A 20938-nucleotide genomic window follows, 5' to 3' on the forward strand; every position below is an offset into this window, starting at 1 on the left:
GATGAGCGTAGGAACACCAGGCACGACAACAACCGAAAGAACACAAAGGAGTGGTCATGAAGAACAGAAGAATCCTCGCCGCAGGACTTGCCACGGCATCCGTCCTCGCCGGCGCACTGCTGGCCGCACCGGCGAGCGCGACGGTGGGAACCGGAACCGCCAGCGGTCAGTGCTCCCTGACCGACAAGACGCTCACGGCGACAGCATCCATCAATGAATCGCTCACCGACCAGTTCACCACCTACGCCGACACCGGCGGCGAGTGGACCGGCGGCGACAGCACATACTCTCTGCCGCTGCGCGGAGGGAAGACCGGCTGGTTCTTCTCCGACTCGTTCCTCGGCACGGTGAATCCCGACGGGTCTCGCCCGACCGACTCGCCGTTCGTCAACAACTCCGTCGTCGTGCAGACGAGCAAGGGCCTCTCGACCATCACGGGTGGCACGCCGGATGCTCCGGCCGGGATCATCCCGCCCGAACCAGACGGAAAGTGGTACTGGATCGGCAACCCCACACCGGGCGAGAAGCACACGGTGCAGGTGCCGCTGCTGCAGTTCGAGAAGACCGGCCCCAACCCCTTCGACTTCCGCTGGACCGCGAACCGACTGGCCACGCTCGACGACGAAACGCTGCAGCTGCAGTCGATCGTCGATCTCCCGTCTGAGACAGGCATCAACTGGGGATCGTGGACGCTGCAGGAGGGGCAGACCACCTACATCTACGGCATCGCCGACCCCGAGGGCGTGCGCTCGTCTTACGTCGCGCGCACGCAGGGCAAGGACGCACTGGCCGGTGACTGGACGTTCTGGAACGGCACGGACTGGGTCGCCGACGAGGCGGCCGCCGTGCCGGTCGTGCCCTACGTGGCGAACGAGTTCAGCGTCGCGAAGTTCCGCGACGGGTACCTGCTGATCACGCAGGACACCTCTGAGCTGTTCAGCACCCGCATCGTCGCGCGCACGTCGTGCTCGCCGACGGGTCCGTTCTCTGAGCCGGTCGAGTTGTACCGCACGCCCGAGACGGGGCTGGCCGGAAGCTATGGCGACGCCGATGTGTTCACGTACAACGCGCACGAGCACCCGCAACTGCGACAGGGCAACAAGCTGCTCGTCACCTACAACGTCAACACGTTCGACAACGTCGGTGACGTCTACGACGACGCGTCGATCTACCGGCCGCGCTTCGTCGATGTCGAGCTGGAGGTGCGATGACGGATGCTGCACGCCTCGAGGCTCTGCTGGCTTCGGATGCACCGCTGACGTGGGTGATGACGGGCGACTCGATCACTCACGGCCTCACCCACACCCGCGGCGCACGCAACTACGTCGACCATCTGCACGAGCTGATCCGGGGCGACCTCGGTCGCGTGCAGGATGCCGTGATCAACACCGCGATCAGCGGGTGGCGCATCCCGCTGATCCTCGACGACTTCGAGAGGAGGGTGGCGACGTGGCAGCCCGACGTCGTCACCCTCATGATCGGCACGAACGACTGCTCGACTGTGTGGGTCGAGCCGGTCGTCTCGCCTTCGGCATTCGGCGACGACATCGCGACGTTCGTGACTCGCGTTCGCGCACTGGGTGCGTTCCCGGTGCTGCAGACGCCGCCCTTCATCGACCAGTTGCGTGCGCCCGATCGGTCGCGGATCGGTGAGTTCGCCGCTGAGATCCGCGAGGTCGCCGCACGCGAGGAGGCGATCCTCGTCGACCAGGATGCGCTGTTCGCGGGGTTCTCGACCGGCACAGGTCCGGGCAACGAGGGGATGCCCTGGGGTCTGCTCGACGACGCGTTCCACCCGAACGCCGCAGGTCATGCGGCGATCGCGCTCGAACTCGCGCGGGTGCTCGGACTCGGCTCGACGGGTGAGACGCGTGTGCTGACCGACCTCACCTCGCGGGTCGCCGTGGCGCGGCATCCGCACTGGGGAACTGTCGACTGACGAAGATGATCACGCAGTAGCGAAACGCAGCGTCACTATCTCGAACGGGCTCAACTGCAGCTCGACCCTTCCTCCTCCGTCCGTACGATCGCGTGACCGTCCGCCGGGCGCTCGATGAGGTCTGTCTGCTCGATGGCCCGCACCGCGAAGCCGACGGTGAGGTCGACACGCGCGCGCACGCACAGCGGTTCGTAGAGACGGATGATGACATCTCCTGAGCCGTCCCCTGCGGACGTGACCGTCTCGATCAGCGCGCCGTCACCAGCGACGACAAGCGGGGCGACCGCGGTAGCAGCCTCGCGCAGCGGCAGATTCAGTCGGTAACCTGCCTCGATCGCGACGGAAACACCGCCGCGCACGAACGACGTCTTGAACGAGTAGCGCCTCTGATCAGCCTCCGGGTCCGGGAACAGCGGTGCGCGCACGAGAGTCTGCCGCACCAGGGCGAAGGTGCCGCCGCCGGTCCGCTCGTGGCAAGTCCCGTCGTGCCATAGATCGCGGCGTTCGCGACGCCGAAACCGAACTCGGCATCACCCACATGAACCCACCGCCGCGCAGCCGTCTCGAATCCCGCGGCTTCCCGGCTGGTGTTCGTGTGGATCGGGCGCTCGATGTGCCCGAACCGAATCTCGGAGCACGCAGTCGTCGTATGCAACATCGACCGGGACGCCGAGCTTCAGCGTCTTCTGCTGCTCGTGCCAGTCGACGTTCGTCTCGAGATCGACGGCGGCGATGCCCGCTGTAACGGTGATGCAGTGCTCCACGGTCGATGCGCGAACCAGCGCGTCACCCGGACGGTCGCGGATTCGTCGCCGTGTTCGATCTCGATACTTTCGGCTGTGACGAGATCGACGACCGACCGCCTGCACTCGATGTCGACGTCCCATGCATCGAACTTGCGTGGGGTATCACGGAACACCTGCAGCAATCCGCCGCGTCCACGAGCGAGACGAGAAGTCCGTCGGCATCCACCACCACGCTGACCAGTCCGTTGGACAAGGTGGTACTCCCCTCGGCCTCCGAGACGCGGACGTCTCCTGGGACGTCTCTGGTTCCGATCGCGAACGGCGGCACCCCGTCAATCGTCACCGGCCCCGAGTTCGCGAAGAACGACTCCTGTGCACACCGCCGAGACCTCACTCCGACCGGCTGAACATCCCCCGAAGCACCAGAAACACCACGAGCGCGACCACGGCGACAAGCAGCAGCTTCACGACGAACCACAGCACGCTGAACAGCACGCTCACCAGGGTCCACGCGATGATCACGGCGAGAACGACGCCGACGATGGTCCACAGGGTGCTCTTGTTCATGTGTTCCAGGGTACGGCGAGTCAGCGCGCAGAGATCCCCCGCATCAGCACGTCTACCACAGCATCCACCCGCGGCTCATCGAGCGGTCTGCCCAGCAGCGCCGCGTACGAAGACATCGCGATGAACTGATCCGCGACGACCGCGACGTCGACGTCGCTTCTCACATCCCCCGCGTCCTGCGCCACCCGAACACGCGAGATAACCTGCTCGACGATCGGACCGGCCAGGCGCTCGTTCAACCGCAAGCCGAGCACAGCATCCGTCGCGGTCACCGCGATCAGCGCCCGCGCGACCTCGACGCTCGCGCCGTGCGAAGCATCCGAAGACATCGCCGAGAACCAGGCCCGCAGATCCTCTGCCAGATCCTCCGACACGGGAAGCGCAGGCGTAGGCAGCGAACCCTCCAGCAGCGCCTCACCGAGGATCGCGGCCTTCGACGACCACCAGCGGTAGATCGTCTGCTTCGAGACGCCTGCCTCGGCCGCGAGGCCTTCAATCGTCACCGACTCGTATCCATCCGACGTCACCGCAGCACGCATCGTCGCCAGTATGGACTGGCGGGCTTTCTCACTGCGAGGACGAGGCATTCATCGAGCGTATCGGGCACCTGGTTCGGACGAAGCGGCTCAGCATGCCGCCTCAGTGAGATCCCACATCAGCCGCGCCTCCCGGTCATTCCGCAACGACCGGAACAACCGCCGTTCGCGCGGAGCGCCCGACAGCCCGAAAGGTCCACCGGGCGCGAAGAAGCTGCCCGGCGCAGCATCCCTCTCCAGTGCCATCAACGCGGGCTCCGCCGCGCGGGCAGGAGGGTTACCCAGATACCGCGCCAGCCGCGCCATCATGCCGAGTTCTCCTCCGGGCACCCTGCGACGCAACTCGGCAGCGATGCCAGTGTCGGGCGCAACGCCCGGATGACACAGATTCACGCCCAGGCCCCAGTTTTCCAGTGCATTCTGCCGCGCCAGCTCGACGCCCCACAGCCCGAGCGCGCGCTTCGACCCGGCATACGCACGCCACGCGCTGTACCGTCGTTCGCCCTCGAGATCGTCGAGCCTGCCGCGAGCCGCCGCCACACTCAGCTCCACCGCGATGCGCGCACTCCCCTCACGGAGCGCAGGCATCAGCTCACGTGTCAGCGCAGCATGACCGAGGAAGTTCGTCTGCAGATGCAGCTCGTGCCCGTCGGCAGAAACATGCCGCTCCCGATCCCCGAGCAGAATGATCCCCGCATTAATCACATACAGCTCGATCGGCTCGCCCGCGGCGCACAGGTTCTCGCCGAGCGACGTCACCGTCGCGAAGTCTGCCAGGTCGAGATCGCAGAGCTCAAGCGACGCATCCGGCATCGTCTCTCGGATGCTGCGGACCGCAGACTCCCCTCGCCCACGATCACGCACCGGAAGAAGCACATGCGCACCATCCGCAGCGAGTGCCCGCGCGATCTCCCGGCCGACGCCGTTGCTCGCCCCGGTCACGAGCGCGCGCCGCCCCCTCCACCTTCCGGCCATCGCTTCCTCGCTTCGTCGACTGGTGCTCCCACAGTGTCCGACTGCCCACGAAGCGGCAAGCCCCCAGCGACTTCCGTTCCTCTTCGGCGTAGACTCCTAATAACGAGACGTACCGTTGCGAAACATGCAGACGGCGGACGAAAGGGAGAAATCATGGCACTGACCGCACACTCCACCATCGGCGAATGGCTGAACGACGAGGTCGGCGGTGAGCTGGTGCGCGGCATGCTCGCGCAGTCCGGTGCCAACCCCGATTCCCTCGCCCCCGTGCTCGGTCTGCCCCTGCAGCAGCTCGTTGTTCTCAGCCAGGGTCAGATGCCGCAGTCGGTCGTCGACGACCTCGTCCGCGCGGCCAACGGCGGCGAGATCCCCGAAGACACCGGCCCCGCGGGCTGGGTCGAGAAGATCACCCCTGGCCGCTTCGCAGGAAAGACCGTGATCGTCACAGGTGCGGCATCCGGAATCGGCAAGGCCACCGCCTCCCGCATCGCCCGTGAAGGCGGGCGCGTGATCGCCGCCGACATCTCCGCCGAGAAGCTCGCCGCACTCGCCGAAGAACTTCCGGGCATCGTCACCGTCGCAGGCGACCTCACCCAGCAAGACGCGATCGACGCCGTGCTCGCCTCCGCCGGCGACCGCATCGATGCCCTCGCCAACGTCGCCGGCATCAACGACGATTTCTCGCCCGCCGGCGAGACGACGGATGCCGTGTGGGACCGCGTCATCGCCATCAACCTCACCGCCCCGTTCAAGCTCATGCGCGCGGTTCTGCCCGTCATGGAGAAGGCCGGCCGCGGCGCGATCCTCAACGTCGCCAGCGAAGCGGGCCTGCGCGGCAACGCGTCGGGCAACGCCTACACCGCAAGCAAGCACGGCATCATCGGCGTCACGAAGTCCGCCGCCTTCATGTACGGACCGAAGGGCATCCGCGTGAACTCCGTCGCACCCGGCGGCGTGGCCACCGGCATCCCGATGCCTCCGAACATGTCTTCCGCGGGGTCGGCACGCCTGTCCCCGTTCCAGCGCGCGATCCCCGCACTGGCGACCGCCGAAGAGCTCGCTGCGTCCATCACCTTCCTCCTCAGTGATGACGCAGTGAACATCAACGGCGCGATCGTCGCGAGCGACGGCGGGTGGTCGGTGCAGTAACCCGCGGCGCCCCGCCCCGCCCGGCGGGCTGCCGCGCTCATGCGGGATACTTTTGGTCGGTTATGAGTGCGCATAACAGACCAAAGTCATCCCGCATGAGCGCGGTGCCGGCGCAAGGAAGCATGAGCGCCCCGACGCCCGACCCACCCCACTGATATGGTGACGCCTGATGGGGTGGGAAAGGACGTGAGGGTGTGCTCGACGTCTCAGTACTGGGCGCGGTCAAGGCCAGCACTGGTGGCCGCGAACACCCTCTCGGCAGCGCCAAGCAGCGCGGACTCCTCGCTCACCTCGTCGTCTCACGCGGGCGGACGCTGTCACCGCAGTACCTGATCGACGAGCTGTGGGATCAGTCTGCGCCCCGAAATCCCGGCCACGCCCTGCAGGCGCACATTTCGCGCTTGCGCGCGGCGATCCCGGTAGAGATCACCCTCGCCGACGGCGGATACCGGATCGACCCGGCACATGTGCACACGGATGCCGCCCACTTCGAGCTCCTCGTCCAGCAGGGCGGCGTCTCGCTGTCCGACGGCGACTTCTCCCGCGCAACCGCGCTGCTCAGCGACGGCCTCGACCTCTGGCAGGGGACGGCCTACACAGGACTCCACGATCACACCGTGCTGCGAGCAGAATCCGCACGGCTCGGTACTCTGCGCTCGAGCGCGCTCGCAGACCGCATCGACCTCGATCTCGCACTCGGACAAAGCGCCGCGGTGCTCTCCGAACTCCACGCCCTCGTCGAAGAGAACCCCCTCACCGAACGCCACTGGGGCCAGCTGATTGCCGCTCTCTACTGCGACGGACGCACACAAGAAGCTCTCGACGCCTTCGCCCGCGCACGCGCGACCTTCGCCGAACACCTCGGTGTCGAACCCAGCAACGAGCTCAGCCGACTGCACCTCGGCATCCTTCAGGAGCAGCCCGCAGAATCGCTCCTCCGACTCTCGAGCGCGACGGTCGCCGAGTCCGAATCAGATCTCCCGACTCCGGATGCCGCAGTGCACAGCATCACCTCGCACCGACCCGATCTGCTCGCAGCCCTGCTGCGCGAGGGACAAACGACCCTGCTGACCGGCCCTGCCGGCATCGGCAAGACGCACCTGCTGCGTGCGATCCGCGCGCGATTCGAAGCGCACCGCTGCACCGTATCGCTGCTGACCGCGACTCCGCTCAGCCATGCCGTGCCGCTCGGCATCTTCGCCGGTATCGTGCCCGAGAAGTGGCTGACCCCCGCGCTGCTCGTCGACCATTTCACCCGAAACCGCTCGAACACGGTACTGCTCGTCGACAATGTCGAGCAGCTCGACGACGCATCCCTCTTCGTCGTCAGTCAGCTCATCCGCAACTCACGCATGCCGACGATCCTCACCGCCACCGACCTCGAAAGCACCCCGGGCGAGATCCACGCTCTCTACGACAGCGGCGAGCTCGCCGAGATCACCGTCGAACCGCTCACCGCCGATGACGCCCGCGAGCTCGTGCTGCACACGATCGGCGGCAGCCTCACCCCGGCATCCGCTGCCCGAATCTTCGCCATGGCGCAGGGCAACCCGCTGCACCTGCGTGAGATCCTCACCGCCTCGGTGCGCGAAGAGCGCCTCGTACGCACCGAACATGGCTGGGACCTGCACGACGACCCGGTCTCGTCCAGGCGCCTCACCCGCCTGGTCGGCGAGCGCTTCAGCGGCCTCAACGAGGCCGCCATCGAGGCGGCCTCGAAGATCGCAATCGCGGGAGAGCTTCCGATCGCAGCCCTCGGCGATGTCGAAAGACGGATGCTGGCGCGCGCCGACGTCGTCGTCTACTCAGCCCCAGGGTGGCTGCGCCTCTCGCACCCTCTGGACGGCGACTTCCTGCGCGGCCAGTTCAGCGATGCCCTCTGGCGCGAGCTCTCGCTCGAAGTGCTCAGCGCGCTCAGCAGCGACGAGGCCCAGGCGTTCCCCGCCGTGCGTCGCCACGTGCACATCCTCCGCCTCGAGCTCAGCGAGCCTGTCGACATCATCCCCACGCTCGAACTCGCCCAGTACGCGCTCGGCGCCTTCGATGAGCGCCTCGCGCTGCGCGCCGCGCGCGCCGTGATCGACCTCGATCCCGACAGCACCGATGCCCACCGGATCGCCGGCACCGCGGCATCCACCCTCGGCGATACCGAATCGGCGACCACGTACTTCGCGACCGCCGCCCGCACCGCCGTGACAGACGCGGAGCGCACAGCCGCAGCGCTCGCCCACGCGCAGCATGAGGGACTGCGCAACCACGACGCCTGCGCCGCGCTGAACCTCATCAATAATGCCGTCGGCACCGTCGATGACCCTGTCGAAGTGCAGCATCTGCAGCGCGACGCGACGCGCTGGGCCGCGATCGCCGGGCAGACGAGCGAGATCGCCGACGCTCCAGGAACCACCACCGACGCGATAGCGGTGCGCGGGCTCATCACCGCGGCCAACTCCGCAGCCGTCACCGGCCCGCTCCAAGACGCCACCCTCACTCTGCAGCGACTGAACCTCACTCCCGAAGAGCTCATCGCGCAGGTTCCCGGCGGGGCCGAACTCATCGAGCTCATCGCCATCGTGGCGCTTTCGAACACCGGCGACCTCACCGCCAGTCGTCGACGATTCAACCGTGCCATCACCCGCACCGAGACCGGTTCTTCGGAGTCCCTCGGCAGCTGGGAGTACGGACTCGCGCTCATCGACCTGCTTTGCGACGACGTGCGCCGCGCCCATGAGGGCGCCGAATCCGCCACCCGCCATCTGCAATGGCGCGACTCTTCAGGACTGCTGCCGGCCGCGACCGCTCTCGCCGGAGCCGCCGCCCTCGCCACCGGACGTGCGGAAGAATCGGATGCTCGGTTCGCCGCCATCCCCGCCTCAGCCGATACCGACCCGAAAGTGGTCATGCTGCGCGCCTGGACTCAGGCCTGGCATGCGCGCGCGGCCGGATGCGGCGGCGAGGCCGCCCGACTGCTCTTGGATGCCGCCCGCCGAATCCTGCTCGCACAGCACACCTACTTCGCCGGGCTGCTGGCGCACTGCGCGGTGCGCGCAGTCGGTGCTGCGCGCACCGAACACGCCGACCTGCTCGCCGAAGCGATCGCACTACTGAATGAAGCCCATGCGATCGGCGGCGGCGGCCTTCTCGGTTTCGCCACGCGGCACGCGATAGCCACGGCATCCGCAGACCGGATCACCCTCGACGCGCTCGCGCGCGAAGCAGACACCCTCGGAATGGCGGCGTCCGCCGCCGACACGCGCCGGATTCTCGGCCGTCCCCACAGAGCCGATTCCACCGGCGGCATGGCGCTCTGGGCGCCAGAACCGCCTACTCCTGGGCGCCAACGATGACGGTGTAGTTCACCCGACTGTCCTCTTCTTCATCACCCGCCAAGATTGCGGCAGACACGGTCAACGCGTCGCCCTTCTTATACATGACCGTGTACATCACCCCGAAGTCGTTCACTGCGGTCTCTTCCCAGCCCGCGAAATCTGCCGTGACCTGTTCCACGAGCTCTTCCTTGCTGCGCGGGTCGGTCACGATGACCAGCATCCCCTCCGTAACGGCCATGCTCTGAACGATGTTCTGGCTGACCAGCTTCACGTCCGGGGGGAAGTTCGCCGGCAGCTCGCCGAAGCTGACATCGACCTCGCCACCGCCCACCCCTTCGATGATGCTTTCCGCGGTGTCCTTCGCGTTGTCCTCGGTCACCTGTTCGACGAACGCATCGAGCGGATTCGCGAAGCATCCGGTCAGCATCGCCGCGATGACCACGGCCAGCGCACCACCGGTGATCCGTGCAGATCTGCGCCTCATGGTTGTCCCCCTGCTCTCTATGATTCCCTCGTAGCGCAGTTCAGCAGACCGCACTCACAGAGCGCTCACACGCGCCCGCACCCGCGTTACGGCCCCGCGCCGGTCGGGCCGCGTGAGCGGTCTGTGAGCCGACCCTGGTTGCATGGCGCACGCTGATACACCGATTCAAGGGGGAACAGATGGACGCTTACTCAGGACTGCTCGCTGCCTACATGGCTGCCATGGTCGGCATGGTCATCTTCGCTGTGCTCGCCTACGTGCTCACGGCGTTCTTCATGTCGAAGGTCTTCGCGAAGGCCGGCGTGCACGGCACCTGGCGGGCGTGGGTGCCCGTCTACAACTTCATGGCGTTCTTCAAACTGGGCGACCTGAGCCCGTGGCTGGTTCTCTACTGCGTCGGCGGCGCTGTGCTGCTCAGTTGGATCGGCATCGGGTTCATCTTTTCTCTCGCACTCTTCCTCGGCGGCGGCGTGGCGGCGTATCGAATCGGCATGAAGCTCGGCAAGGAGACCGGCTTCGTCGCCTTCTGGCTGATCCCCGTGCTGTGGCTCGGCATCGTGGCCTTCAACAAGGACCAGTGGAACACCGCCGTCGCACCCGCACAGTGGGCCGGCAATGGATTCCTCGCCGACCGCACCGTGTGGGAGGGCGTGCCTGTACAGACCACGACGGGCCCGGCACTCCCCGGCACGCCGGCCGGAGCCGACGCCTGACGCCGCTGTCCTGCTCAGCCCGCGAGGGCGATGGGGCCTTCGGCGCGGATGCGGCGGCGAGCCGCGACGATCATCAGCGTCGAGAGCACGAGGCTCAGGCCGACAGAGACGACGGATGCTTCGACACCGAAGCCGCCACCCGTGAGCCAGTCGTCGCCGTGCACCGTGGTCTCGAACAAGCCAGGGTTGCGGTGTCCGGATACCGGAATGCCGAACAGGCTCTGGACGGTGTTCCACACGAAGTGCAGTCCGATCGCGAACCACAGGTTGCGGCGCCACACGAAGGCGGCACCGATCAGCACGCCCGCTTCGACCGTGATCGCGAAGCCGCTCCACAGCGACGCCCCGGGGTTCAGCATGTGCGCGCCGCCGAACAGCAGAGCGGTGACCGCGATCGCCACCCACGGGCCGACGTACTTCTCGAACACCTGCAGCGCGAGACCGCGGAACACCAACTCCTCGATGACGGCGGCGCCGAGATTCACTGCGACCGCGAGCATGACGGTGGTGAAGACATCCACCGGATGCCACTGCACGGTGTAGCCGCCGAGGGCGGCGACGATCATCACCGAGGCGATGATGAAGAACGCTCCGACCGCACCGCCGAGCAGGAACTCGCGTCCGGCTGCCCATCTCAGCTCGGGAGTGCGGCGGCGGGCGAGCACGCGCATCGTCAGCAGGTACAGACCGATTGAACCCGCCGTGCCGATGAGCGCCGCAGCGATCTGGAACGGAGTGCTCATCTCGGAGGCGACGCCGGTGAGCACCGCGTAGACGATCACGATCGCGGCGGCGCCGAGCACGAGCCAGACCGGCGGAAAGGCGAATATGCGCCGGACGATCCCGGGCTTGTCGAGGGTGGGGGTGATGGACGAGGTCATCTCATGTCTCCGCTTCAGGCCGCGTCTCGGCCGTACTTCGACAGTAGAAATTCGACTGACGCCGCGAATCCCCCGAAGGTGGACAATCCCGCTCAGTGTCCGGCGATGCCCACCCGGTGCGCGAACACGACGGCCTGCACTCGATCACGCAGACCGAGCTTCAGAAGCACCCGCGACACATAGGTCTTCGCCGTCTCGGCGCCCACGGTCATCGCCTCGGCGATCTCGGCATTCGACATCCCCTCGGCGAGAAGAGTGAGCGCCTCGAGTTCGCGGCCGGTGAGCGTCTCGAGCGCACCATCGTCGGCGAATGCCGGTCGGATGCGGTCGCCGAAGGCCCCGATCAGCGCACGAGTTGCCGCGGGATCGATGAGCGCGTCGCCGCGGGCGATCGTGCGCAGCGCATGCAGGAGCGCTTCGGGCCTGGTGTCTTTGAGCAGGAAGCCGCTCGCGCCCGCCCGCAGCGCGTCATAGACGTAGGAGTCGAGATTGAACGTCGTCACCACGAGCACGCGCGGTGGCCGCTCGCTCGCCGCGATGATCTCGGCCGTCGCGGCGATGCCGTCGAGCCGCGGCATCCGCACGTCCATGACGACCAGATCCGGCTGCACGAGTGCGGCGAGCTCGACTGCTGCGCTGCCGTCTTCGGCGGTGCCGACGACCTCGAAGTCGGGTTGAGAACCGATCACCCGCGCGAATCCGTCACGGACCAGCGCCTGGTCATCCGCGATGATCACCCGCTGAGCCGTCTGCCCGCTCACCTGGTCCACCTCGCGGTCGTCGTGTACTGGTTTCCGGTGGCCTCGCTGGTGAAGGTGCCGCCGATCTCTGCCACCCGGTTCGCCATTCCTGAGGTACCGCGGCCTGATCCCACTGCGTCCGGGCTCGCGGTTGCGGCGAGTGCGTTGATGATCGTCAGCGCCATCTCGTTCTCGGTCGCCGCGATGACCAGCTGCACCGGCATTCCCCTGGCGTGCTTCATCGCGTTGGTGACCGCCTCCCGCGCGACGCTGCGCATCACGGCCACGACCTCGGGAGGGAGCTCGTCGACGGCGCCGGTGAGTCGGAGCGAGATCGGATAGCCCGTCTCCTTCAGCCGCTGCACCATGTTCGAGATGTCGCCTGCTTCGGCGAGCGCGGCAGGGCTGTGCGCTGCGGCATCCGGATCGAGAGTGCCCAGAAGCGAACGCAGCTCGGTGAGGGCGAGGCGCCCGGTCGATGCCACCGACGTGAAGATCGCGTCGCGCTCCGCAGCGCCATCGGGCGTCTCGGCGAGATAGCGGGCGGACTCCGACTGCACGACCATCGCCGTCACGTGATGGGTGACGATGTCGTGCAGGTCGCGTGCGAGCAGGGATCGTGCGGCACGGTCTGCGTCTGCGGCAGCCCGCTCGAGCCGTGCGGACTGCTCAGCCCGCCAGCGACGCACGAGCTCTCCGGTGACCCACGGCACGGCGAGGACGGCGGCGAAAGTGATCCAGTCGATGGGCTTTTCCGGCGATCGCTGAGCGACGAGCACCGCGACCAGGGTGAGGTACACCGCGGCACTCGCCAGCACGACTGCCAGCCGCCCGCGACGAAGATGCACCCCGCACGAGTACAGCGCGATCAGCAGTCCCAGCCCGGCAAGGCCGGTACTGGCGCCGAGCGCCTGCGTCACCGCGAAAGCGATGCCGCTCAGCGCCAGGGCCAGCGCGGGAACAGCCCGCCGCAGAGTGAGCGGAAGCGTCTGCGCGACCACCAGCATGACCGGAACCCACAGCGGGTACTCCCGCTGCATCTCGCCGAGACGCAGGCCGTCGATGCCGAGCGGCAGCAGCGACACCAGCATCAGCGCGACTGCCCCGATCCCGTCGCGCACCACCGGGCGTGCGGAGCGCCACCGCTCGCCCATCCCGCCGCGTGCACCCGGCCGGTCGCGCGCACCCGACCGGTCGGCCACGCGCGCGCTCATCGGGTGCGGGCCGAAGCGTGCACGCCGGCGACGACCATCGCGAGCCCGGCGGCGAAATCATCGCTGCCCTGCTGTGCGCCCGAGGGAACGAGGTCGACCGAGGCATCCGCTGCGCCCACGATCGCCGCGTGCAGACGTTGCTGCTCGTGGAACGTGTACCCGATCACGTAGTGCACGACGGTGTCGGCAGCGACTTCGGCGGCCGCGGCATCCAGCCCGATCTCTCGCGCTGCGCCCACCAGTTCGGCGCGGGCGGGCAAGTCGAGCAGTCCGAGTGCGAGCGAGCTCGACACGATCTCGGCACCGTCGCGGTGGTCGAGCAGGCGGTCGCGCAGTGCGCGGGCGATGGCATCCAATTGATCGGATGCTGACACCGCACCCGCGATCTGCGCACTCACGGCGGCGAGCAGCGCCTGCTTGTTGGGGAAGTGCCAGTACAGTGCACTGACCTGCACCTCAAGTTCGTCGGCGATGCGCCGCATCGAGAGCCCGGGCAGTCCATTCTCTGCCAGCACGCGCATGGCCGCGGCGACGACTGTTTCTTTGTCGTTGCGAGCGGGTGCGTTCATAGTGCTACTCTACCGAACGGTGTTCAGGTGAACACTGTTCTAGTGAACGTCGTTCAGGAGGAACCATGTCCGCAACCGCGACCCATGCCCCACGCGTCCCCGTGCTCGCCGATCTCGTGCCCGGTGCGCGCGTTCGCGATGTCGCCCTGGTGCTCATCGGCACCGCGTTCATCACCGTCGCCGGCTACATCGCCATTCCCCTGCCGTTCACCCCTGTGCCGCTGTCGCTGGCGACTTTCGCGGTGCTGCTCACCGGCGCGAGCCTGGGCCCGCTGCGCGGCGGAATCAGCGCGGGGCTCTATCTCGCCCTCGGCATGGTCGGGCTGCCGCTGTTCGCGAACGGGTCAGCGGGATGGGCGTTCTCGTCGTTCGGCTACATCGTCGGATACGTCGTTGCCGCCCTCGTCGTCGGCACCCTCGCCCGCCATCGCTCCGACCGGAACGTATGGTCGACGCTCGGCCTTGCGAGCCTCGGATCGCTGACGATCTACGCGTTCGGCGTGCCGTGGCTGGCCGCATTCCTCGGCGTCGACCTGGCCACCGCACTCGGATTGGGAGTCGTTCCGTTCCTGATCGGCGACGCGATCAAGATCGCCGCGATGGCGGGGTTGCTGCCGCTGGCGTGGCGGCTTATTGACCCCTCCCGCCGCTGACGCCGCTGCGCGGTCGCGCGGCGGCAGAGGCGGCGCGCTTGCGCAGGGGGCGCGGGATGGAAAAAACGCCTCGCAAGGCCACCGGAGGCGCGATGTCTGCGGCGACGGCGTCCTGCCCGCGGTACGCGATCGGCCCGGTCGTGGTGGGGAAGGCCGTCGCGGTGCGGCCGGTGCCGATCCCCGCTACCGGGTCGGCGTAGGCGTCGGCGAACGCTCGGCGGTCACGCCGATCGAGGAAGCTCGTCAGCACGACGTTGCCGCTCGACGACCTTGGCGACGGCTTCACCGATCAGCGCCTCGAACTGCGGGGTGGACTCCAGCGTGAAGCCGTCCTCCGCGAGCGAGCGCGAAGCATTGGCATCGAGCAGCGCCTGCGTGCGCGGCAGACTGCCTGACGTCGTGGTCTGGATCTCGGTCACGGGAACTCCTTAACGCGGGGTGAGACCACACTACGATTCAGCGCGCTCGCGCACACCTCACGTGTCCGTCCGTGACTCTGAGTCTCAGAACCCGGGCGCTCGGTGCGCCCCTCAGCGCACCCCGGTGATGCGCAGAGTGTGCACCGGAGCATCCGCAAGCGCATCGGGAACCTCGACGGCGAGCTTGCCGTCGACCACGCTGTGCGCCACAGGCCCGACCCCGAGCAGCTCGACGGCAACGCGCTCATCCGATACGGCGATCTGCTCGATCACGTGCCGACCGGCGGGGGGCGTCTGATCCATCAGGAACGCGTGCAGCACGGCGTTCGACCGAGTGAACCGCAGTGAGGTACCGCGATCGGTGCGCCCCTCGGCGATCCGCCAGGGGCGCGTGCCCTTGATCGCCGTGCCGTTGACGGCCATCCACGCCCCCAGCGCATCCAGCACCCGCTGCTGCTCGACCGGGATCGTGCCGTCGGCATCGGGTCCGACGCCGAGCAGAAGGTTGCCGTTCTTGCTCACGACGTCGACGAACCCGCGCACGAGGTCTGCGACATCGATCATGTCCTCCGCGCGCTCGTTGCGGTTCAGCGCAAACGAGTGCCCGACCCCACGCGTCTGCTCCCACTTCTCGGCCTGCACCTCATCGAAGGTGCGGTACTCGGGCGTTGTGAAGTCTGAGTGCCGGGCAGCCGGAAAACCGACCTGCTTGAACGCTGGGGGCATGAGCGGCCAGAAAATCTCCGTGGCTGCGCCGACCAGCTTCGTGACGAACGCCGCGAAGCGGCCTCGCTGTGCCGGGCCCTCTGCCCACCGGTCGTTGATCACACCATCGGGAACCTGCTCGTAGTATGCGCGGAACAGCGCCGGCAGGTCGCCGCCGCCCGGCCAGCCGATGTCGTTCCACAGCACGCTCGGCCGGTAGCGCTCGATCAGCTCGCGCACGTGTGCCGTCGCGTACTGCTCATAAGCGGCCTCCGCGGGCAGCGCGAGCATCGCGTCGGCATTGCGCTTCATGATGACATCGTGCACCGACCAGTCGTAGCCACCCGAGTAGTACAGCCCCATCCGCATCCCGGCCCCGCGCACCGACTCGGTGAGATCGCCGACCAGATCACGATCGGCGTACCGCTGCGTGCCGCGTGGGTGCTCGACCTGGCTCGGCCACAGCGTGAAGCCGTCATGGTGCTTCGAGGTGAGCACCACGTATTCGGCGCCCGCGTCGCGCAGGAGCGCGGCGAGACGATCCGTGTCAGCAGCGGATGCTGCGCGATCGAAGTCACCTGCGAACTCGTAGTAGTCACGGTCGCCGTAGGTCGCGAGATGGTGCTGCGCCGATGGGCTGCCCGGCACGCGGTAGCTGTTGCGATACCACTCCGAGTACGGGTTCGCCCCGTAGAGGCCGCGCACCCCCGACTTCGCGATGATCGCGTTGATGTGCTCGACTCGCGGCGCCCACGCCGGAACGGAGTACAGACCCCAGTGCAAGAAGATGCCGAGCTTCGCATCGTGGAACCAGTCGGGGACTTCGCGCCCGCTGAGCGTATCCCACGCCTCATCCGGTGTCTGATCCGAAGACTTTACGTCTGCCGCGCGCGCCATGATTCACCGGTTCTGTCGAAGGTCAGATTCACGCAGATTCTATTGGTTCCGCGGCGGATAGACTGGGACCGCCCGCCTCCCCCGTCTCCAGGAGTCCGCGTGACCACGCCCACAGCATCAGTTCATGTCCCTGACTCCGTCTCGAATGCCGAGGCGACGCCCGAGAAGGAGCAGCCCTACGGCGCCCTCGGGCTGAAGGATGACGAGTACGCCCGCATCCGCGAGATCCTCGGCCGTCGCCCCACGTCGGGTGAGCTGGCCATGTACTCGGTGATGTGGTCAGAACACTGCTCTTACAAGTCATCGAAGAACTACCTGAAGCGCTTCGGCGCGAAGGTCAGCGACGAGATGAAGGAACGCCTCATGGTCGGCATGGGCCAGAACGCGGGGGTCGTCGACGTCGGCGAGGGCTGGGCCGTCACCTTCAAGGCCGAGTCGCACAACCACCCGTCGTTCATCGAACCGTTCCAGGGCGCGGCGACCGGCGTCGGCGGCATCGTCCGCGACATCATCTCGATGGGCGCACGCCCGGTCGCGGTGATGGATGCCCTCCGCTTCGGCGCGATCGACCACCCCGATACCGCCCGCGTCGTGCACGGCGTCACCAGCGGCATCTCGTTCTACGGCAACTGTCTGGGGCTGCCGAACATCGGCGGCGAGACCGTGTTCGACTCGGTTTACCAGGCCAACCCGCTCGTGAACGCACTGGCCGTGGGCGTCCTCCGCCACGAAGACCTCAAGCTCGCGAACGCTGAGGGTGTCGGCAACAAGGTCGTGCTCTTCGGGGCACGCACCGGCGGCGACGGCATCGGCGGAGCCAGCATCCTGGCATCCGATTCCTTCGACGACGGCGGCCCGACCAAGCGCCCCGCCGTGCAGGTCGGCGATCCCTTCGCCGAGAAGGTGCTCATCGAGTGCTGCCTCGAGCTCTACAAGGGCGAACTCGTCGAGGCGATCCAGGACCTCGGTGCCGCCGGAATCTCGTGCGCGACCAGCGAGCTCGCCGCCAACGGCAACAGCGGCATGCATGTCTCGCTCGATAACGTGCTGCTGCGCGATCCCTCGCTGACCGCCGAAGAGATCCTCATGTCGGAGTCGCAGGAGCGCATGATGGCGATCGTGGCTCCTTCGAAGTTGGAGGCGTTCCTCGAGGTCGTGAACAAGTGGGACGTCGAGACGAGCGTGCTCGGCGAGGTCACCGGAGACGGCCGCCTCGTCATCGACTGGCAGGGCGAGCGCATCGTCGACGTCGACCCCTCGACCGTCGCGGTCGACGGCCCGGTCTACGACCGCCCTGTCGCCTACCCGACGTGGATCGACGCACTGCAGGCGGATGCTGCGGAGCTACTGCCTCGCACCGACGACGCCGAGGTGCTGCGCGAGCAGTTCCTCGCGCTGGTCGGCTCGCCGAACCTCGCGGACACCCGCTGGATCACCAACCAGTACGACTACTACGTCGGCGGAAACACCGCGCTGGCCTTCCCCGATGACGCGGGCATGATCCGCGTCGACGAGGAATCCGGCCTGGGATTCGCGATCTCGACCGACGCCAACGGCCGCTACTGCCAGCTCGACCCCTACGCGGGTGCGCAGCTGGCCCTCGCCGAGGCGTACCGCAACGTCGCCGTCACCGGGGCGACCCCGACCGCGATCACCGACTGCCTGAACTTCGGATCCCCCGAGAACCCCGAGGTCATGTGGCAGTTCGGGAAGGTCGTCGACGGTCTGGCAGACGGATGCTACGAACTGGGCACCCCGGTCACCGGCGGCAACGTCTCGTTCTACAACCAGACCGGTGACACCCCGATCCACCCGACCCCGCTCGTCGGCGTGCTGGGCATCATCGACGACGTCTCACGTCGCATCCCCTCTGGCTGGCAGGACGAGGGCCAGAACATCTACCTGCTCGGCACGACCTCGACCGAGCTCTCGGGTTCGGCGTGGGCCGAGACCGTGCACCAGCACCTCGGCGGTCTTCCCCCGAAGGTGGACCTCGCGGGCGAGAAGCGCCTCGCCGGCCTCATCGGCGCAGCCCGCGACGAGTGGCTGATCTCCTCCGCGCACGACGTGTCAGAGGGTGGCCTCGCCCAGGCACTCGCCGAGGGCGTCATGCGCTTCGGCATCGGCGCCCGCGTGTGGCTGACTGAGCTCATGGAGCGCGACGGGGTGGATGCAGCATCCGCTCTCTTCTCGGAATCGACCGGCCGCGTCATCGTGACGGTGCCGCGCGAGGACGACGTGAAGTTCCGCGGACTGTGCGAGGGACGCGACTACCCGGTACTGCGCATCGGCGTCACCGACACGGTCGCCGACCTCGAGGTGACGGGACTGTTCACGGTCAGCGCTGCCGAGCTGCGTGAGACGTCTCAGGCGACTCTGCCGGCGGCCTTCGGCCCGACCGTGGCGGAGCCCGCCGTCTGATGGCTGTCGTCGCGCTGGCTGCCACCGCGGCACGGGCGGTCGCGCTGTCAAATCCTGTTGGCGCGGCTGAAGTTTCAGCAGCGCCAACAGGATTGAGCAGCGCGAACCAGGAATCAGCAGCGCGAGCATCAAGCAACCAGAGCAGGAGCAGCAAGTGAGCGACGAGGTCGACAACATCGACGACGACTACGGACGCCTCGGCGAGCGCCGCACCCGGCGCATGCGCGTGATCGCGTGGGCCACGATCATCTCGCTGATCCTCATCGGCGGCGGCTCGACCGTGCTGTCGCTGCTGTTCGGCTAGGTTGTTCTGACACTTGTCAGCCGCCTCGACACTCGCCGGGCCGGATGGGCCTGTTTCGACTGACGGGTGTGATCTGGACTGACGGGTGTGTCGGGTCGTGTCGTGTCGTGTCGTGTCGGGGAGTGCGGAACACTCCGGCGCGTGCACGGGCCTAAGGTATGGGCATGAGTGACGACGAACTGCGAACACTGCTCGAGGTGTTGCGCCGTGAGGCGAGCGACCGCACGGCGGCGCTCGATGCCACGCTCACCCAGCTCACCCACGACCGCAGTAGCCAGAGCGACGACGACGAGCATGACCCCGAGGGCGTGCCGCTCTCGGCAGAATGGTCGCGCCTGAGCGGACTCCTCGACGGGGCCCGCGCAGAACTCGACCAGGTCGACGCGGCGCTCGCCAGGATGGATGCTGCAACCTACGGCGTCTGCGCGAACTGCGGTCGCCGCATCCCGATCGCGCGCCTGCGCGTGCGCCCGTTCGCCGAACTTTGCGTGCCATGCGCCGAGAAGTTGGGGCGCTGAACGCGTCCCCGCCTCTCAGACGTTCACACGCCCACGTGCTGCTGCGGTGCAAAGCGCTCGAACAGCGACGGCGCGTCGCCGACACTCACCCGGCGTCGGACTTGCGCCCACCCGCCTCGAGCACGTCGCCCGCCGGGAGCTCCTGGTGTCCGCCGAACTGCAAGCGCATCGCCGAGAGCACCTGGTTGGCGAACCGATCCTCGCCGCGCGAGGCAAAGCGCTCGAACAGCGCCGCCGAGAGCACGGGGACGGGGACGCCGACGTCGACGGCCGCCTTGACCGTCCATCGGCCCTCACCCGAGTCTGAGACGCGACCGGCGAGCCCGTCGAGCGTGGGGTTCTCGGTCAGCGCGGCAGCGGTGAGATCCAGCAGCCAGGAAGAGATCACCGAGCCTCGACGCCAGAGCTCTGCCACCCTGTCGGTCTCGATCGGGAACTGGTAGAACTCCGGCTCTTCTAGAGGTGCGATCTCCGCGGAGTGCTCCGCTTCGCGGATTCCGGCATCCGCATTCTGCAGCAGGTTGAGCCCCTCGGCGATCGAGGCCATGATGCCGTACTCGATGCCGTTGTGCACCATCTTCACGAAGTGACCTGAGCCGGCCGGGCCGCAGTGCAGGTACCCCTGCTCCTCAGATGCGAGTTCTCCGGTGCGGCCGGGTGTGCGCTCGATCTCTCCAGGCCCGGGGGAGATCGTCTTCAGGATCGGCTTGATGTGCGCAAAAGCGCGGTCCGGGCCGCCGACCATGAGGCAGTACCCACGCTCGAGCCCGAAGACACCACCGCTCGTGCCGATGTCGACGTACTCGATGCCCTTCTCGCGCAGCGCCTTCGCGCGGCGCACATCGTCGCGATAGTTCGAGTTGCCGCCGTCGATGAGGATGTCGCCCTTTTCGAGTACCGCCGCAACCTCTTCCGCGACGCTGCCCGTGAGAGACGCGGGCACCATCATCCACACGACGCGGGTCGGTGCCAGCTTCGCCGCGAGATCTCCCATGCTGTCGGCGCCGGTTGCGCCCTCCGCGACGAGAGCCGCGACAGCATCCGGGTTCACGTCGTAGACGACGCACTCGTGGCCATCCTTCATCAGACGGCGAACGATGTTCGCGCCCATCCTGCCGAGTCCGATCATCGCCAGCTGCATGTCTGCTCCTCACTCTCGGGGCTCTTCGAGCCGAGTCGTGG

At 67.5% G+C, this 20938-nt stretch carries 23 protein-coding genes and 1 pseudogene; 11 read left to right on the forward strand and 13 right to left on the reverse strand.

Going from position 1 to position 20938, the window contains the following annotated elements:
* Positions 1-56: 56 nt before the first annotated feature.
* Together ACTU6V_RS00055 and ACTU6V_RS00060 are read left to right on the forward strand one after the other, a co-directional pair.
* Positions 57-1211 (forward strand): DUF5005 domain-containing protein, encoded by a 1155-nt coding sequence (locus ACTU6V_RS00055; RefSeq protein ID WP_443474573.1) that lies wholly within the window; start codon positions 57-59, stop codon positions 1209-1211.
* On the forward strand, positions 1208-1939 hold the full coding sequence (locus ACTU6V_RS00060; RefSeq protein ID WP_443474574.1) for an SGNH/GDSL hydrolase family protein: 732 nt from the start codon (positions 1208-1210) through the stop codon (positions 1937-1939). Before ACTU6V_RS00055 ends, ACTU6V_RS00060 begins: the two co-directional genes overlap by 4 nt.
* A gap of 50 nt (positions 1940-1989) precedes the next feature.
* On the opposite strand, the gene ACTU6V_RS00065 is transcribed toward ACTU6V_RS00060, so the two are convergent.
* Together ACTU6V_RS00065 and ACTU6V_RS00070 are read right to left on the reverse strand one after the other, a co-directional pair.
* Positions 1990-2379, reverse strand: coding sequence for a glycosyl hydrolase-related protein (locus tag ACTU6V_RS00065; protein WP_443474575.1), 390 nt, complete (start codon positions 2377-2379; stop codon positions 1990-1992).
* Between the two features lie 53 nt (positions 2380-2432).
* Positions 2433-2597, reverse strand: a pseudogene (locus ACTU6V_RS00070) (glycoside hydrolase family 38 C-terminal domain-containing protein); the annotation flags it as partial.
* Between the two features lie 111 nt (positions 2598-2708).
* Between ACTU6V_RS00070 and ACTU6V_RS00075 the strand changes: the two are divergent.
* On the forward strand, positions 2709-3092 hold the full coding sequence (locus ACTU6V_RS00075) for a hypothetical protein (RefSeq protein WP_443474576.1): 384 nt from the start codon (positions 2709-2711) through the stop codon (positions 3090-3092).
* On the opposite strand, the gene ACTU6V_RS00080 is transcribed toward ACTU6V_RS00075, so the two are convergent.
* From ACTU6V_RS00080 to ACTU6V_RS00090, 3 genes are read right to left on the reverse strand one after another with little or no spacing between them, the layout of a single operon-like run.
* Positions 3076-3252 carry a hypothetical protein gene (locus ACTU6V_RS00080; protein WP_443469537.1) on the reverse strand — a complete coding sequence of 59 codons (177 nt, stop codon included), beginning with the start codon at positions 3250-3252 and terminating at the stop codon, positions 3076-3078. The genes ACTU6V_RS00075 and ACTU6V_RS00080 overlap by 17 nt on opposite strands.
* 20 nt (positions 3253-3272) lie before the next feature.
* Positions 3273-3839: a TetR/AcrR family transcriptional regulator gene (locus tag ACTU6V_RS00085; RefSeq protein ID WP_443474577.1), complete on the reverse strand. Its 567-nt coding sequence runs from the start codon at positions 3837-3839 to the stop codon at positions 3273-3275.
* A 39-nt stretch (positions 3840-3878) separates the two neighbouring features.
* Positions 3879-4763 (reverse strand): SDR family NAD(P)-dependent oxidoreductase, encoded by an 885-nt coding sequence (locus ACTU6V_RS00090; protein ID WP_443474578.1) that lies wholly within the window; start codon positions 4761-4763, stop codon positions 3879-3881.
* A 153-nt stretch (positions 4764-4916) separates the two neighbouring features.
* Here ACTU6V_RS00090 and ACTU6V_RS00095 point away from each other — a divergent pair, with 153 nt between their 5' ends.
* Both ACTU6V_RS00095 and ACTU6V_RS00100 read left to right on the forward strand, forming a co-directional pair.
* Positions 4917-5912 carry an SDR family NAD(P)-dependent oxidoreductase gene (locus ACTU6V_RS00095; protein ID WP_443474579.1) on the forward strand — a complete coding sequence of 332 codons (996 nt, stop codon included), beginning with the start codon at positions 4917-4919 and terminating at the stop codon, positions 5910-5912.
* A 194-nt stretch (positions 5913-6106) separates the two neighbouring features.
* Positions 6107-9256, forward strand: coding sequence for an ATP-binding protein (locus ACTU6V_RS00100; protein ID WP_443474580.1), 3150 nt, complete (start codon positions 6107-6109; stop codon positions 9254-9256).
* Here the strand turns inward: ACTU6V_RS00100 and ACTU6V_RS00105 are convergent.
* The gene (locus ACTU6V_RS00105) at positions 9234-9722 is read right to left on the reverse strand and encodes a hypothetical protein (RefSeq protein WP_443474581.1); all 489 of its coding nucleotides are present in this window, start codon (positions 9720-9722) and stop codon (positions 9234-9236) included. The two genes, ACTU6V_RS00100 and ACTU6V_RS00105, sit on opposite strands and share 23 nt — an antisense overlap.
* Positions 9723-9901: 179 nt before the next feature.
* Here ACTU6V_RS00105 and ACTU6V_RS00110 point away from each other — a divergent pair, with 179 nt between their 5' ends.
* Entirely contained in the window at positions 9902-10435 is a 534-nt protein-coding gene (locus ACTU6V_RS00110; RefSeq protein WP_443474582.1) for a large exoprotein, read from the forward strand.
* 14 nt (positions 10436-10449) lie between these two features.
* Here ACTU6V_RS00110 and ACTU6V_RS00115 read toward each other — a convergent pair whose 3' ends face one another.
* From ACTU6V_RS00115 to ACTU6V_RS00130, 4 genes are all read right to left on the reverse strand, one after another.
* Positions 10450-11316, reverse strand: coding sequence for a CPBP family intramembrane glutamic endopeptidase (locus tag ACTU6V_RS00115; RefSeq protein WP_443469544.1), 867 nt, complete (start codon positions 11314-11316; stop codon positions 10450-10452).
* Positions 11317-11408: 92 nt separating this feature from the next.
* Complete coding sequence (locus tag ACTU6V_RS00120; protein ID WP_443469545.1) at positions 11409-12077, reverse strand: response regulator; 669 nt, start codon at positions 12075-12077, stop codon at positions 11409-11411.
* Positions 12074-13258 carry a sensor histidine kinase gene (locus tag ACTU6V_RS00125; RefSeq protein WP_443474583.1) on the reverse strand — a complete coding sequence of 395 codons (1185 nt, stop codon included), beginning with the start codon at positions 13256-13258 and terminating at the stop codon, positions 12074-12076. The genes ACTU6V_RS00120 and ACTU6V_RS00125 overlap by 4 nt, the downstream gene beginning before the upstream one ends.
* A gap of 8 nt (positions 13259-13266) precedes the next feature.
* A complete protein-coding gene (locus tag ACTU6V_RS00130) occupies positions 13267-13839 on the reverse strand; it encodes a TetR family transcriptional regulator (RefSeq protein WP_443474584.1) in 573 nt (190 codons plus the stop codon).
* A 65-nt stretch (positions 13840-13904) separates the two neighbouring features.
* Between ACTU6V_RS00130 and ACTU6V_RS00135 the strand changes: the two genes are divergently transcribed.
* The gene (locus ACTU6V_RS00135; RefSeq protein ID WP_443474585.1) at positions 13905-14492 is read left to right on the forward strand and encodes a biotin transporter BioY; all 588 of its coding nucleotides are present in this window, start codon (positions 13905-13907) and stop codon (positions 14490-14492) included.
* A 56-nt stretch (positions 14493-14548) separates the two neighbouring features.
* Positions 14549-14692, forward strand: coding sequence for a hypothetical protein (locus ACTU6V_RS00140; RefSeq protein WP_443474586.1), 144 nt, complete (start codon positions 14549-14551; stop codon positions 14690-14692).
* 21 nt (positions 14693-14713) lie between these two features.
* Here the strand turns inward: ACTU6V_RS00140 and ACTU6V_RS00145 are convergent, their stop codons facing one another.
* Together ACTU6V_RS00145 and ACTU6V_RS00150 are read right to left on the reverse strand one after the other, a co-directional pair.
* Positions 14714-14911 (reverse strand): hypothetical protein, encoded by a 198-nt coding sequence (locus ACTU6V_RS00145; RefSeq protein ID WP_443474587.1) that lies wholly within the window; start codon positions 14909-14911, stop codon positions 14714-14716.
* Between the two features lie 111 nt (positions 14912-15022).
* Complete coding sequence (locus tag ACTU6V_RS00150; protein ID WP_443474588.1) at positions 15023-16513, reverse strand: alpha-L-fucosidase; 1491 nt, start codon at positions 16511-16513, stop codon at positions 15023-15025.
* 99 nt (positions 16514-16612) lie between these two features.
* Here ACTU6V_RS00150 and purL point away from each other — a divergent pair, with 99 nt between their 5' ends.
* From purL to ACTU6V_RS00165, 3 genes are all read left to right on the forward strand, one after another.
* Positions 16613-18934: a phosphoribosylformylglycinamidine synthase subunit PurL gene (gene purL / locus ACTU6V_RS00155; protein WP_443469552.1), complete on the forward strand. Its 2322-nt coding sequence runs from the start codon at positions 16613-16615 to the stop codon at positions 18932-18934.
* Between the two features lie 154 nt (positions 18935-19088).
* On the forward strand, positions 19089-19238 hold the full coding sequence (locus tag ACTU6V_RS00160) for a hypothetical protein (protein WP_417512334.1): 150 nt from the start codon (positions 19089-19091) through the stop codon (positions 19236-19238).
* 164 nt (positions 19239-19402) lie between these two features.
* Positions 19403-19756, forward strand: a complete 354-nt coding sequence (locus tag ACTU6V_RS00165) for a TraR/DksA family transcriptional regulator (RefSeq protein ID WP_443469553.1) — start codon at positions 19403-19405, stop codon at positions 19754-19756.
* Positions 19757-19841: 85 nt separating this feature from the next.
* Here the strand turns inward: ACTU6V_RS00165 and gnd are convergent, their stop codons facing one another.
* Positions 19842-20897, reverse strand: coding sequence for a phosphogluconate dehydrogenase (NAD(+)-dependent, decarboxylating) (gene gnd / locus ACTU6V_RS00170; protein ID WP_443474589.1), 1056 nt, complete (start codon positions 20895-20897; stop codon positions 19842-19844).
* Positions 20898-20938: the final 41 nt, after the last annotated feature.

The organism is Microbacterium zouquanmingi (assembly GCF_052266675.1).
In the GTDB taxonomy this organism is placed as follows: Bacteria; Actinomycetota; Actinomycetes; order Actinomycetales; family Microbacteriaceae; genus Microbacterium.

Excerpts from the sequence above, each read along its gene's own strand:
- ACTU6V_RS00165 (WP_443469553.1), top strand. The coding sequence starts at position 19,403 with ATGAGTGACGACGAACTGCGAACACTGCTCGAGGTGTTGCGCCGTGAG.
- ACTU6V_RS00135 (WP_443474585.1), top strand. The coding sequence starts at position 13,905 with ATGTCCGCAACCGCGACCCATGCCCCACGCGTCCCCGTGCTCGCCGAT.
- gnd (WP_443474589.1), bottom strand. The coding sequence starts at position 20,897 with ATGCAGCTGGCGATGATCGGACTCGGCAGGATGGGCGCGAACATCGTT.
- ACTU6V_RS00060 (WP_443474574.1), top strand. The coding sequence starts at position 1,208 with ATGACGGATGCTGCACGCCTCGAGGCTCTGCTGGCTTCGGATGCACCG.
- ACTU6V_RS00105 (WP_443474581.1), bottom strand. The coding sequence starts at position 9,722 with ATGAGGCGCAGATCTGCACGGATCACCGGTGGTGCGCTGGCCGTGGTC.
- ACTU6V_RS00150 (WP_443474588.1), bottom strand. The coding sequence starts at position 16,513 with ATGGCGCGCGCGGCAGACGTAAAGTCTTCGGATCAGACACCGGATGAG.
- ACTU6V_RS00110 (WP_443474582.1), top strand. The coding sequence starts at position 9,902 with ATGGACGCTTACTCAGGACTGCTCGCTGCCTACATGGCTGCCATGGTC.
- ACTU6V_RS00115 (WP_443469544.1), bottom strand. The coding sequence starts at position 11,316 with ATGACCTCGTCCATCACCCCCACCCTCGACAAGCCCGGGATCGTCCGG.
- ACTU6V_RS00080 (WP_443469537.1), bottom strand. The coding sequence starts at position 3,252 with ATGAACAAGAGCACCCTGTGGACCATCGTCGGCGTCGTTCTCGCCGTG.
- ACTU6V_RS00140 (WP_443474586.1), top strand. The coding sequence starts at position 14,549 with ATGGAAAAAACGCCTCGCAAGGCCACCGGAGGCGCGATGTCTGCGGCG.
- ACTU6V_RS00075 (WP_443474576.1), top strand. The coding sequence starts at position 2,709 with ATGCGCGAACCAGCGCGTCACCCGGACGGTCGCGGATTCGTCGCCGTG.
- ACTU6V_RS00130 (WP_443474584.1), bottom strand. The coding sequence starts at position 13,839 with ATGAACGCACCCGCTCGCAACGACAAAGAAACAGTCGTCGCCGCGGCC.
- ACTU6V_RS00090 (WP_443474578.1), bottom strand. The coding sequence starts at position 4,763 with ATGGCCGGAAGGTGGAGGGGGCGGCGCGCGCTCGTGACCGGGGCGAGC.
- ACTU6V_RS00055 (WP_443474573.1), top strand. The coding sequence starts at position 57 with ATGAAGAACAGAAGAATCCTCGCCGCAGGACTTGCCACGGCATCCGTC.
- ACTU6V_RS00095 (WP_443474579.1), top strand. The coding sequence starts at position 4,917 with ATGGCACTGACCGCACACTCCACCATCGGCGAATGGCTGAACGACGAG.
- ACTU6V_RS00085 (WP_443474577.1), bottom strand. The coding sequence starts at position 3,839 with ATGCCTCGTCCTCGCAGTGAGAAAGCCCGCCAGTCCATACTGGCGACG.